Genomic DNA, 12,511 nt, shown 5'->3' with positions numbered 1-12,511 from the left:
TGCTAGAAAAATGATAAGCAATAGAGTACATATCATTTTTATTCAGACCTTCAACAGCGCTATTGTATGGTTTTTTTGTGTTATCAATAAAGTTAGTTTATTTACAGATAAGTTAATAACAAACCAACAAAAACGATTAACCCTACATAATTATTATCTAAAAAAGCTTTAAAGCAGGCACTTTTATCACGATCTTTAATACGTCGTTGTTGCTGTGAAAATAAAAATCCCGCAATGACTAACCCTGCATAATAAAACCAAGTTAACTGCTCTAAGATGCCTACAGTCATTAATAGAAGTAATGTGGCTAGCTGTAATAATCCGATAATTAGTTTATCATTTTTTCCAAATAAAATAGCAGTAGATTTAATGCCTATTTTTAGATCATCTTCCTTATCGACCATGCCATACATGGTGTCGTAGGCAATAGTCCACGTAATATTGGCAATAAATAGCAGCCATATAGAATTAGAAAGCATGTTCGCTTCTGCTGCATAAGCCATCGGAATAGACCAAGAAAAAGCCAGGCCTAATACAAATTGAGGCAAGTGCGTAAAACGCTTCATAAACGGATATGCAAAGGCTAATAATAGGCCGATTACTGAAAGCTGAATAGTCAAATTATTTTGTGTCAATACTAATAAAAAGGATGATATTGCTAAGCCTAAAAACAAATAAACAGCTTCTTTGCTGGTGGCTCTACCTGATGGTAAAGGCCTATTTTTAGTGCGGGAAACGAAACCATCTACTTTCCTATCGGCAAAGTCATTGATTACACAACCTGCACTGCGCATTAAAAATACACCTAAACAAAAAACAATTAATACACTGATTTTAGGCAAACCTTGTGCAGCAATCCATAATGCCCACAATGTTGGCCATAGTAATAATAACGTACCAATAGGCTTATCGACTCGCATTAATTCCAATAAGGCTTGGCGTTTAGGTGCATTTAAATAGACCATTATTTATAAATTCCAGATGCAGGTAAAAATACTTCACTGACTAATAAAGGCTTATTTTCGATGTAAAACAATGAACGTCTTGCCCAAAGAGAGTGATCACAAGGTTGTTGTAATACATCGCATAATTCATGTAACGATGAACCAATAGGAAATTCTGCGATTTCAATTTTTCCGCGTTGTAATGTTTTATCTTGAAACAAAAACTTACCTAATGACTCAGAACCGATGTTAGCTAGTTTTTTTTGTTTATCAGCCAGTGTTTGATAAGGGATTTCTGTTTGTGCAAATATATTTGCAACACCATCACAATGTAAGAGTACTTCCCGCACCAATATTTGTTCCGATTGAGGAAATAACTGAGAAAGTACTGACTCATTAGCATTGGTATTTAATTGTTGTTTGACCTCTACAGTAAATTTTTCACATTGTTGTTCAAGTTTTTTAGTTAAAGAAGTTTCATCCAATAACCAAGATAGTATTTGCTTAGAACAACTTTGTGGGTGACTATTTTTTTGCCAATGCGTAGATGACACAATATTAAGTAACGGATTAAACATACAAACCTTTTATTTTAAATCATTTTATTTATTGCTGTGAAGTCATCGATATTTCATTAAGTTTCCATTTAAATACTATTAAATCAATTACTTTACCTTAAGTAAAAATTTTAATTGAAGATAAGTTTAGATAGAAATTTACATCTTTATAAATTATTTAACTAAGAAATGCTTTTTTTATGCACAATATTGGGTATAGATTGATATCATATCACCCAAAAAATATTAACGCCTTAGTTGAAGGAATCGATCATGTTCAAAAAAATACTCTTTTGTCTATTTTATTTAACGCTATTTTCACCATTTAATCTTGTATCTGCTGAAGAAGAAAGTACAGAGCTAGTGGCGGATTATCAATATTATGCATTAGAACCAGATATTATTACTAATTATATTAAACCTGGTAAGCAGCTTGGCTATATTCGATTAGGCATTGATTTAATGGTTAAATCGACAGCTGCTTATCAAGCGGTAGAAACGCATGAGCCAATTATTCGTGATCGTATTATAACGATCCTTGGTGAGCAAAGTGAACAACAAATAAAATCCATAACTGAACGTCAAACAATTAGAACTCGTTGTTTAAATGCTGCGAATGATGCTATTTTTGAAATTACTGGCACCAGACCTATTGAAGATCTATTATTTACCAAGTATTTAGATCAATAATTTATTCGCTTTGTTTATTTTTATAGTTTCAATTTGCTGCAAGCGGCTGCTAAGAGAAGACCTGCTAATAAACCAACTAAGTGCGCGTAGTTTGCAACGTTAACAGGCAATATATCTATAAAACCTAATACTAACCAACCTAATAGAAATGCAAACATACTATTTGGTAAATGTACTTGGCTGCCTTTATTCATCAAACCGTATAACCAACAGTAGCCGACTAAGGCATAAACCACGCCACTCAAGCCTCCAAAGTAAGGGCCGACTAAAAAAAACTGCGCCAAGTTAGAAGCAATGGCTGAAAATAGAAAGAGTATGAATAATCGTTGTTTACCTTGTTTTTTTTCAACCATCCCCCCTAGTTGCCACCACCATAATGAATTAAAAACGATATGTAATAGGCTGAAATGCAAAAAAGCAGGTGTGATAAAACGCCAGCTTTGAAGGTAATCAAAAGGTTGTTTTACAAAAAATGAAAAAATGGAATTGATTGGATTGAAAAAACCTAATGCCGACACTCCGTAAATAACCAAGCAAATAATAAATACACTATGTGTAATGATCCCACCATGCTGTTTAAAGTTACTTAATAAACTGGAATTAGCATAGGCAAGACTCGTTGAATTTTCTTCAATATTACCTGATTCCCAGCTAGCGGAAAGATATTTGCTTTTAGTTGGGTTTGCTAAAAATAGAGCGAGTTCTGATTCTGCCAGTATTAACTGAGTTTCATTTTTAATAATGATTTGGTGTTGGAATTCACTTCGCTGAATAATATTATGAATATTTTTACTATTTAAATAATCTGAAAAAGCTTGTGCTAAACGTAAATGCTCAAAGCTGTGTAATACTGTCATAATATACCTCTGAAAATTTATGCCATCATATTTAATAATTTATCTTATTAATTAACATGTTATAAAGGATTTTTTTGCCAAAAAATTAATGTTTTTTATTGTTTTTACTCTATATAAACCCATTCAACTTTGAATTCTCTTTATTTTTTTGTATTGCGTTAAATCCTATAAGAACGTGATAGAGAACTGTTTTGTAGTGTAATGAATAACTAAGGATGAATCGAATTAAATAAATTAGCTATTTATTCAATAAACTTTATTTGTGATATTTTATTGACACAGCGGAAGAGTAAACTAAATTTAGTATTCCCAATAATAAAAGAAAGGAACGTTATATGATCAATAAATTTATACGTGGATTAACCCTCGCTGCGTCTTTAGTTTTATTACCAACTAGTTTATTTGCCGCCGATCTTAACAGTCTCACTTCCTCTAGTGTTGAAAAGGTTAGCTCTGCAACCACTAGTGTTAAAAAAGCTAGTGCGACGGCCGCTGCTGCTACAAAAATATCGAGTATTGATGTTAATAGTGCGAGTCTAGACCAATTGACTTCTATCTCAGGAGTTGGGCCTAAAACCGCACAGTCTATTATTGACTATCGAGACCAATATGGTGATTTTACAGATTTAAAAGATCTCGTGAATGTTAAAGGTATTGGTGCGAGCACTTTAGAGAAAATAATGCCTTACTTGAGTTTGTGATTATTTCTAAGTCCCTTCGATAATGCAGGGACTTATACTTCTTTTAATTTTTCTATTTTTCTATTTTTCTATTTTCTATTTAGCTAATTGGTCTAATCACTTCAAATTTCATTTTTACAGTTGCTTCCATACTTGTTATTCCCTCTCTTTAAACGTTAAAATGTGAGAACAAATTTAATTTATTTATTTTTCCTTTATATTTTAATTTATAGAACAATAGGCAACTTATGACAATTTTAGTTACTGGCGGTGCAGGTTATATTGGTTCTCATACAGTGGTAGAGCTTTTAGAGGAAGGGCAGCAAGTTATTATTATCGATAATTTATGTAACTCTTCATTAGAGTCACTTTCTCGTGTTAAAAAAATAACTGGTAAAGCCCCTATTTTTTATCAAGGTGATATTTTAGACAAAAGTTTTTTAGAGACAGTATTTAAACAACATAAAATTGATTCTGTTATTCATTTCGCAGGTTTAAAAGCAGTAGGCGAGTCGGTTGCTAAACCTATTTCTTACTATCAAAACAACGTTCAAGGAACATTAACACTACTTGATGCGATGAAAGATGCAGGTGTGTTTAAACTTGTTTTTAGTTCTTCTGCTACGGTCTATGGTGATCCTGCTGCGTTGCCTATTCGTGAAGATTTTCCCGTTGGTGGCACAACAAACCCTTATGGAACATCAAAGTTAATGGTAGAAATGGTGTTAGCAGATGTGGCGAAGTCAGATCCTCGTTGGGCATTTGTTATTTTACGTTATTTCAATCCAGTTGGTGCGCATCTATCAGGTTTAATTGGCGAAGATCCTAATGGTATTCCAAATAACTTATTACCTTACATTGCTCAAGTTGGCGTAGGAAAACTAAAAGCACTCGCTGTTTTTGGTGATGACTATGATACGCCTGATGGAACTGGTGTACGTGATTATATACACGTAGTTGATTTAGCGGTTGGCCATTTAAAAGCCTTAAAAAGAATTGAGAATGAAAAAGGCGTATTTATTTACAATTTAGGTACGGGTAATGGTTATTCTGTTTTAGATATGATTAAGGCATTTGAAACTGCTAGTAAAAAATCCATCCCTTACAAGGTTTCACCACGTCGTGAAGGCGATATTGCAGCTTGTTATGCTGCACCAGAAAAAGCATTAACAGAGTTAGATTGGAAAGCGGAACGTGGTTTAGAAGATATGATGCAAGATACCTGGCGCTGGCAGTCAAATAACCCTAATGGCTATAAAGATTAGAAGAGTATTGATGTTATTTTAAAATGCTAATCCATAAATATAAGGTTCATAAAGAGCCTTATAGATTTATTGAAATAACTAAAAAATGAGATTGTAATAAAATTGTTTAATTTCTCTCTAAATATCAAAAGTTTAAATGTCAAAAATATATCGTATACAAATGTTAATTGGTATATATCAATAAATTATACTATTCCAGCATCCACTCGCACGTATACTTGATTTTTACCTTGCTGTTTTGCTTTAGATAAACATTGTTCTGCACTGTTAATAAGCTCACTACTTTTTAATTCATCTTTGTAAGTAACAGCGCCAATGCTGACTGTGATATTAATAATATCTTGATCATATTCTACACATAATAATTCTGTGTTTGTTCGTATCATTTCTGCCACTTGTTTAGCGATCTCATCATTACTATTATTCAGTAAAATAATAAATTCTTCACCACCCCAACGCGCTATGGTATCGGTTTTACGTACACAATCTCTTAATTTATTAGCGAGTCGTTTTAATACAATATCGCCAGCTGCTTGGCTGTAGCGTTCATTAGTGAGTTTAAAGTTATCAATATTAATTAATAGGATAGAGAAGGTTTCAATGCGAGGTGAAATTAATAAGTTAGTCAGTTGATAATTAAAGTGGCTACGAGTGTATAGTTGGGTAAGGTCATCGGTTTCAGAAAGTTTTTTTAATTTAGAAGAGTTAGCATTATTTTGTGCTATCCATTTGCCTATTCCGTATGTCACTAAAACAAACCCGATTAATTGTCCTGTATCTTCAAATAAAGCCCCTAATAACCAAGGTTGAACAAATATTTCATCTAATGTGTCGGTTAACATCGCAACAAATAGAAAGAAAAAGCCACTCATCAGGTATTTATAGACATCAGGGTTATATTTTACTTTTTGCATATTAACAAATGAAAAAAGCAAAGTGGCAGTAATCATGACACCAAAAAATAGACTATAGAGGTCTATTTGATAGGTAATCGGAAATAACCACGTTTGTAGTGCTACATAGGCAATAACAAAAAAGTAAAGTGAGCTGGCTGCTGTGCTTTTAATCAAGTGGTTTTATCTCTATTAACTGAATTGTTATCAATATTATGTGAATTTGATAACAAATAAATATTTAAATACAACTTACTACAATTATATTTCTGAGTAAATAAATGAACGACTAAATAGATCATTTTTGAATAATGTGATTAATGCTTTATTTATGCCGACTATCTCTTTATCATTAACGATCCGTTTTTTAGATGGTTTTTTTCCGATGCCTAAAGTAACTCAGCAAGATATTTCAACAAGTTTTGGTCGTAACATTATTGATCGAGGCACCCTTTATTTTAAAGAAAGTCGTGTATTAGCCTGCGATTATGATGAATCGAGTAACGCCCTTGTTGGGCTAGTTAAAGGGAGCCATGATACTCCTTATAAAACTAAAGCATCAATAAAACCTTCTAATAAAGGTGGTTATATAATTCATAGCACTTGTTCTTGCCCTGTGGGTTGGAACTGTAAACATGCTGTGGCTTTATTATTAGCTTATCAAGCAGATACACCTAATTATAACGTCGAAAATAGTTATCAAACTTGGTATGAAATGTTAAATGGTAAAGCGGCTGCTCCTGCAAAAATAAGGGCCTCTGCTTATCAAGGTTATTTCCGCTTTTCATTTGATAAAAAAATACTTAATCATGAGCACCGTTATATAAAAGTCGAATATGGCACGGTACGTTTTTTGAAAAGTGAAAATACACATGTCTTTAGCGAAAAAGATTTAGTTTCAGTTGCTGATAACGAAAGCTGGATGGAAAGCTTTAAATGGGTTGAAGATGTAGATGTTGAAATCTTACGTCTTTTATTAACCAAAGAAGGACGAGCGACTAAATTAGGCAAAACCTATATAAAAACGGAACTCGATTTACTGGCATTACAAAAAATATTAGAGACGGGACGTTGTTTTTGGGAGCATTTAGAACAAAAAATAACAGTTTCTGAATCACGTCCAATGAAACTTGAGTGGCAATCAATAGAAGATGACTTAAAACAGTTAACTGTTAATTTAGATGACTGTGAAGAATGGTTGTTGATTCCTACTCCTAAACCTTATTTTTATGATTTAACGCGTCATCAAGTTGGTGAAATTGAAACACATTTTAATCGTGATTGGTTACTTTCTCTATTACAGACTCCGCCATTAGGTGAAGTACAATGCGCTCATTTTACCCAAGAGGTTTCATTAGGCTTTTCACAGGATGTATTACCTAATCCACAACATTACGATATTCAGCCTATCGATGAAAAACTTCAGGTTATTTTTAAGTTAGATGTACAAACAATTAAATCTCAAACCTTATTTTTAGGGCGTTTATATTTCAAGTATGGTGATTTGCTATTAACACCAAGTATTCTAGATGATAAAGAACGTAACCAGTACATGCATAAAAGCCAGATCGTGAGTATTTCTCGAGATATTGAAGCTGAACTCGCGGCGCTTAAAGAGTTCAATGACTTATGTCTTCTTGATGTCTATATGTATGATCCAAAATACCCTATTACCAAAGATCTACAGGGTATTTTACCGCCAGAGTTAGGTGGTTCTCAAGAGTTCCAATGGTTATCTCTATTAACTGCACATAAAGCACGCTTAGAAGTATTAGGTTGGGAGTTTGATATTGCTAAAGATTTAGCACTGCAGAGCCAACAAGTTGATAGCATTGATATTGCGATCGATGAAAAAGGTAATTGGTTTGACTTAGGGGTGTCGATTGAAGTTGAGGGTAAACGTATTGAGTTATTACCACTATTATTAGAGTGGTTACGTAGTAACGAAGATTGGCAGCAGAATAATTACGATATCTTGTTAGCGCAAGGCAATGGACGCCCACTGCGTGTTAAACGAGAATCTATCCAGCCTATTTTGTCAATTTTACAAGAACTCGGTGAAGTTAATGAAAGCAAAATTAATTTACCGCAAAACCAAGCTGCATTATTAGCTCAGTTACCGGAAATTAATCGTTGGGTTGGTGGTGAGCATGTACAAAATCTAGCTAAAAAATTAGCTAATTTTAGTGGTATCCAAGAAATCGCTAAACCTGAAGGTTTAGCAGCAGAATTACGTGACTATCAAAAAGAAGGTCTTAACTGGTTAATGTTCTTAAATGAATATGGCTTCTCTGGTGTGCTTGCGGATGACATGGGTTTAGGTAAAACCGTGCAAACGTTAGCTTATTTGTTATATAAAAAGCAGCATCAGTTACTAACATTACCTGCGATGGTTATTTGTCCTACCTCGTTGGTAGGCAACTGGTTAAACGAAGCGATTAAATTTACGCCTGATTTAAAAGTATTAGTATTACATGGCGTTAGCCGCCATCAATTCTTTAAAGATATTAATGATTATGATTTGGTGATCACGACTTATCCACTTATTGCTCGTGACTTTAAAGAATTTTCTGATTTTTCTTTTGCTGACCTTATATTAGATGAAGCACAAACGATCAAAAACCCACTCGCAAAAATGACTAAAAGTATTAAATTGATCGATGCTAAACAGCGTTTATGTTTAACAGGTACGCCAATGGAAAACCATTTAGGTGAATTGTGGTCTTTATTCGACTTCCTAATGCCTGGGTTCTTAGGGTCGTACAGCACTTTCAATCGCGTTTACCGCAAAGGTATTGAAGGTGAGGGTAATCAACAAATTCAACATTGGTTAATTCAAAAAACCAAACCTTTCTTATTACGTCGTACAAAAGATGATGTTGCTAAAGAGTTACCAGCTAAAACTGAAATCATTCATAAAATTGCGCTACAAAATGACCAACGTACATTATATGAAAGCATTCGTATTACGATGGAAGCAAAAGTACGTGATTTATTACGTGAAAAAGGCATGGCAAGAAGCCGCATTGAATTTTTAGATGCATTATTAAAACTACGCCAAGCTTGTTGTGACCCTCGTCTAGTAAAACTAGAACATGCACAGCAAATTAAGAGCTCTGCTAAATTAGACTTCTTAATGGATATTGTGCCTGAGATGGTTGAGGAAGGTCGTCGTATTCTTATTTTCTCTCAATTTGCACAGATGTTAGGGTTAATTGAAGAAGCATTACTAGAAACTGGGATTGATTTTGTTAAATTAACTGGGCAAACACGTAATCGTAGTGAAGTTATTGAAAAATTCCAAACAGGCGATGTACCTGTCTTTTTAATCTCCTTAAAAGCGGGTGGTGTAGGGCTTAACTTAACAGCAGCTGATACAGTGATTCATTATGACCCATGGTGGAATCCTGCAGTAGAAAATCAAGCGACTGACCGTGCATATCGAATTGGCCAAGATAAGCCTGTATTTGTTTATAAATTGATTTGTGAAGAAACCGTTGAAGAGCGTGTTTTAGCATTACAGTCTCGTAAGCAAAAGTTAGCTGATAGCGTGTACGGTAAAGAGCAAGAAGAGAACTTTGCACCTGATAACAGCGATGCATTATTAAAACTATTTGAGCGTTATTAAATGCAGACAGATGATCAATTATTAGCACCGATTAAGCAGTTTTTGCATGTAGAAACACCACAAGCTTGGGTAGATAAAGCTAAACTTGTTGAAAACCAATCTGCGTTATTAGTTGATCATATGATTTGCGAGCTAAAAGCGGCACAAACGGCGATGTTATTAGTTCGTCGTTATGCTGTAGATAAACAAAGCGGTGATGCGCTTATGGCTTGGCTCACACCTTATAATGACTTTGTTTATCGTAAGCAAGGTGATTGGAAAGCGTTAGCGAGTAATGGTTTATCTAAAAAAATAGTCGTAAAAGAAAATATTGCTTATGGGCAGGATTTGATTGATAAAATGGTCTTGTTAATTAAAGAAGAATTGCACCATTTTTATCAAGTTGTAGAAATTATGCAAGCACGCGATATCACCTTTCATTTTGTTGGTTCAAGCCGCTATGCAAGAGAATTATTGAAGCATGTCACCACACATGAGCCTGATACATTAATTGATAAGCTTATTTGTAGTGCTTATATTGAAGCGAGATCTTGTGAGCGATTTGCTAAAATTGCCCCACACTTAGATCCTGTGTTAAATAAATTTTACCTTTCGTTGTTACGTTCAGAAGCTCGTCATTATCAAGATTATCTATCTTTAGCTGAGCGAATTGCAGGTAAAGATATTTCTGAGCGAATTCAATTTTTTGGAAAATTGGAAGGTGAGTTAATCAGTCGCTATGATGATGACTTTAAGTTTCATAGTGGGTGCCCTGAAAAGTGACTATGAAATATAATCACTCTCTAATAAATAAAGCATTTAAAGAGTGATTAATGGCTTTTTTCGTATTAGTGCTCGATACTAATATCCGAGGTAGGAATACAACTACAAGCCAATACATAGCCTGCTGCAATGTCTTCTGTAAACAAACCTTGGTTATTTAATACATCAACCTCACCGGATAATAATTTCGTTTTACAACGACCGCATTTACCGCCTCTACATGAAAATGGGATATTAACACCTGCGAGTTCTGCTTGATCTAATAAGGGTAGTTGAGTATTGCCAGTTACTTCAATATCGCTAACAGAAAAGTGTATTTTTACTGCTTTTTTGTCGCTTTCAAGATTGTTTAGCATCGAGTGATATACAGGAGCCTCTTTAGTCTCTAGTACTTGCACCGGATCACCACTGCGGATAATCCCTTCATTTAAGGGGATTAGGTTTTGTCCAAAATCAATTTCACCTTCATGGAATCTAAATTGTGCTAATGTTTTAAGCGGCTGTTCAATATCTGCAATACCTGTTTTAGGGTCAACATTAGTAAAAATACAGCGAGAACAAGGCTTACTAACCTCAAACTCTACTTCCCCAATTTTAATACGAGCCCAATTATCTTCAATAAAAGGAGCCTCTCCTTTAACCACCAAATTAGGTCGAAAGTGCAAAGCACTAACAGGTTTTTCCAAATGAGTATTGAGTTGATCAACTGATGCTTGGTTAATAATTAATAATGGATAACCATCAGCAAAACTAACTTGCGTTTGTTTGTTTTTTACACACCGCATACTGCTGTTAGAAAAATAAACCAGTTTGCAGTCCTGCTTTAAGAACGCCGAAAACCAACGGTCGTAATCTGGATGGCAATGTTGTGCTTGTAATGTATCTGACCAAATATCAACGGTTAATATTTGCTCTGTAAATTGTTTTTGTTGGATATAAAAACTAGTTTGATTAGGTGCACTAACAAATAAGCCTTTTTTAGAAAACTCTATACTCACCTGGGTTAACTGAGGGTGAGTACGGCCAGTGATAAATTGGCCATCAAGATCCACTAACATATAACGCCTATCATCTTTCAAACCTTTTTGTTCAACAAACGTTTGAGGTAATTCGACACCTTTAGTGGATTTTATTGGGTAAATATAAATATCTGTTAAGCTTTGCACGTCAATCTCCAAGCCCTATTGTGTACGTTCGAGCAAATAACCTTGGTAATCAGGAATACGTGTCGCGTAGTCTTGATCAATATGAACAGAGTCCATAATAAAATCGGCTGTTGCAATATTAGTCGCGATAGGAATATTCCATACCGCTGCTAATCGTAAAAGCGCTTTCACATCAGTGTCATGTGGTACCGCATTCATTGGATCCCAGAAAAAAATCAATAGATCAAGTTTACCTTCGGCAATTTTAGATCCAAGTTGTTGATCTCCTCCCATTGGTCCTGATAGTAGACACTCTATTGGAAGACCTGTTTTTTTGGTTAATAGAGAGCCCGTTGTACCCGTTGCGAATAACTCATGTTGCTTTAATTGTTCTGTTCTTTTTGATACCCAACTAGTTAATAGGGTTTTCATGTGATCATGTGCAACTAAAGCGATTTTTTTAGATTTTGGTATATTGCGAGTAATATAATCCATTTTTTTGCCTTTATAGAATAATTACGCTGAATAACGTTTGTCGCCAAACATTAATTTATACATTAACCAAATAGCCAAAACCAGTGCGATAGTGATAGATATAAAATTTGAGCCTAGCTCTGGGTATAACGCACTAGTGAAGGCAGAGTAAGAAAACAATCCAATGAAAAATGCAGCCCATGCAGGTCTGATGCTTCCTTCGTTATTAGCTTCATGAATATATAAACGGTAAAAGTGACTAATCGCAAAAAATAGCGTAAAAAATGGAAAAAGAGAAAAAGTCACTTGGGAAATCGTTAAAATAGAAAAACACGCATTTGTTGATAGCCCTATTAAGAAAGCATAAATTAACCATTTTACAGATATATTACTATCCTGCTGTGAAGAGATGTTGCTGTCTTGCATTGTCATTACTCCTGTAGTTTGACTGGTTTAAAATTTAAACCTTAAAAATAACATGAACTAATACCTATTTCTTACATTTATAGTGTATGTGAGAAGTTAAAGATACTTAAACAATAACAATAGACTATTTATAAAAGGTTTACAGCTAACTTTGTTGTAAGAATGTGTGACAAATGCTATCAAATTGTTA

At 34.2% G+C, this 12,511-nt stretch carries 12 protein-coding genes; 5 read left to right on the top strand and 7 right to left on the bottom strand.

What is annotated here, in order from left to right; translation table 11 throughout:
- Positions 1-101 precede the first annotated feature (101 nt).
- Positions 102-965 carry a 4-hydroxybenzoate octaprenyltransferase gene (gene ubiA / locus GQR59_RS16785; protein WP_160064624.1) on the bottom strand — a complete coding sequence of 288 codons (864 nt, stop codon included), beginning with the start codon at positions 963-965 and terminating at the stop codon, positions 102-104.
- The gene (locus GQR59_RS16780; RefSeq protein ID WP_160064622.1) at positions 965-1,522 is read right to left on the bottom strand and encodes a chorismate--pyruvate lyase family protein; all 558 of its coding nucleotides are present in this window, start codon (positions 1,520-1,522) and stop codon (positions 965-967) included. Before GQR59_RS16780 ends, ubiA begins: the two co-directional genes overlap by 1 nt.
- Before the next feature lie 252 nt (positions 1,523-1,774).
- Between GQR59_RS16780 and GQR59_RS16775 the strand changes: the two genes are divergently transcribed.
- A complete protein-coding gene (locus tag GQR59_RS16775) occupies positions 1,775-2,191 on the top strand; it encodes a flagellar basal body-associated FliL family protein (protein ID WP_160064620.1) in 417 nt (138 codons plus the stop codon).
- Positions 2,192-2,211: 20 nt separating this feature from the next.
- On the opposite strand, the gene glpG is transcribed toward GQR59_RS16775, so the two are convergent.
- On the bottom strand, positions 2,212-3,048 hold the full coding sequence (glpG, locus tag GQR59_RS16770; protein WP_160064618.1) for a rhomboid family intramembrane serine protease GlpG: 837 nt from the start codon (positions 3,046-3,048) through the stop codon (positions 2,212-2,214).
- A 335-nt stretch (positions 3,049-3,383) separates the two neighbouring features.
- On the opposite strand from glpG, the gene GQR59_RS16765 reads away from it, so the two are divergent.
- Positions 3,384-3,749: a ComEA family DNA-binding protein gene (locus GQR59_RS16765; RefSeq protein ID WP_160064616.1), complete on the top strand. Its 366-nt coding sequence runs from the start codon at positions 3,384-3,386 to the stop codon at positions 3,747-3,749.
- A 227-nt stretch (positions 3,750-3,976) separates the two neighbouring features.
- Positions 3,977-4,993 (top strand): UDP-glucose 4-epimerase GalE, encoded by a 1,017-nt coding sequence (galE, locus tag GQR59_RS16760; protein WP_160064614.1) that lies wholly within the window; start codon positions 3,977-3,979, stop codon positions 4,991-4,993.
- Between the two features lie 185 nt (positions 4,994-5,178).
- On the opposite strand, the gene GQR59_RS16755 is transcribed toward galE, so the two are convergent.
- Positions 5,179-6,063, bottom strand: coding sequence for a GGDEF domain-containing protein (locus GQR59_RS16755; RefSeq protein WP_160064612.1), 885 nt, complete (start codon positions 6,061-6,063; stop codon positions 5,179-5,181).
- A gap of 136 nt (positions 6,064-6,199) precedes the next feature.
- On the opposite strand from GQR59_RS16755, the gene GQR59_RS16750 reads away from it, so the two are divergent.
- Both GQR59_RS16750 and miaE read left to right on the top strand, forming a co-directional pair.
- Positions 6,200-9,514, top strand: coding sequence for a DEAD/DEAH box helicase (locus GQR59_RS16750; RefSeq protein ID WP_236546825.1), 3,315 nt, complete (start codon positions 6,200-6,202; stop codon positions 9,512-9,514).
- Entirely contained in the window at positions 9,515-10,276 is a 762-nt protein-coding gene (gene miaE / locus GQR59_RS16745; protein WP_160064610.1) for a tRNA isopentenyl-2-thiomethyl-A-37 hydroxylase MiaE, read from the top strand.
- Between the two features lie 65 nt (positions 10,277-10,341).
- Here the strand turns inward: miaE and GQR59_RS16740 are convergent, their stop codons facing one another.
- The 3 genes from GQR59_RS16740 to GQR59_RS16730 are packed head-to-tail and all read right to left on the bottom strand — an operon-like array spanning position 10,342 to position 12,321.
- Positions 10,342-11,442 (bottom strand): YcbX family protein, encoded by a 1,101-nt coding sequence (locus tag GQR59_RS16740; protein ID WP_160064608.1) that lies wholly within the window; start codon positions 11,440-11,442, stop codon positions 10,342-10,344.
- A gap of 15 nt (positions 11,443-11,457) precedes the next feature.
- On the bottom strand, positions 11,458-11,916 hold the full coding sequence (locus GQR59_RS16735) for a methylglyoxal synthase (protein ID WP_160064606.1): 459 nt from the start codon (positions 11,914-11,916) through the stop codon (positions 11,458-11,460).
- A 21-nt stretch (positions 11,917-11,937) separates the two neighbouring features.
- The gene (locus GQR59_RS16730; RefSeq protein WP_160064604.1) at positions 11,938-12,321 is read right to left on the bottom strand and encodes a YijD family membrane protein; all 384 of its coding nucleotides are present in this window, start codon (positions 12,319-12,321) and stop codon (positions 11,938-11,940) included.
- Positions 12,322-12,511: the final 190 nt, after the last annotated feature.

It is taken from the genome of Psychromonas sp. L1A2, assembly GCF_009828855.1.
In the GTDB taxonomy this organism is placed as follows: Bacteria; Pseudomonadota; Gammaproteobacteria; order Enterobacterales; family Psychromonadaceae; genus Psychromonas.
Note: the sequence above shows the minus strand (reverse complement) of the source record. Positions and strands in the feature narration are given on the sequence as shown.

Bases quoted from the DNA above. Each gene is read 5' to 3' on its own strand.
- GQR59_RS16765 (WP_160064616.1), top strand. From the start codon at position 3,384: ATGATCAATAAATTTATACGTGGATTAACCCTCGCTGCGTCTTTAGTT.
- glpG (WP_160064618.1), bottom strand. From the start codon at position 3,048: ATGACAGTATTACACAGCTTTGAGCATTTACGTTTAGCACAAGCTTTT.
- GQR59_RS16730 (WP_160064604.1), bottom strand. From the start codon at position 12,321: ATGCAAGACAGCAACATCTCTTCACAGCAGGATAGTAATATATCTGTA.
- ubiA (WP_160064624.1), bottom strand. From the start codon at position 965: ATGGTCTATTTAAATGCACCTAAACGCCAAGCCTTATTGGAATTAATG.
- GQR59_RS16735 (WP_160064606.1), bottom strand. From the start codon at position 11,916: ATGGATTATATTACTCGCAATATACCAAAATCTAAAAAAATCGCTTTA.
- GQR59_RS16775 (WP_160064620.1), top strand. From the start codon at position 1,775: ATGTTCAAAAAAATACTCTTTTGTCTATTTTATTTAACGCTATTTTCA.
- GQR59_RS16780 (WP_160064622.1), bottom strand. From the start codon at position 1,522: ATGTTTAATCCGTTACTTAATATTGTGTCATCTACGCATTGGCAAAAA.
- galE (WP_160064614.1), top strand. From the start codon at position 3,977: ATGACAATTTTAGTTACTGGCGGTGCAGGTTATATTGGTTCTCATACA.
- miaE (WP_160064610.1), top strand. From the start codon at position 9,515: ATGCAGACAGATGATCAATTATTAGCACCGATTAAGCAGTTTTTGCAT.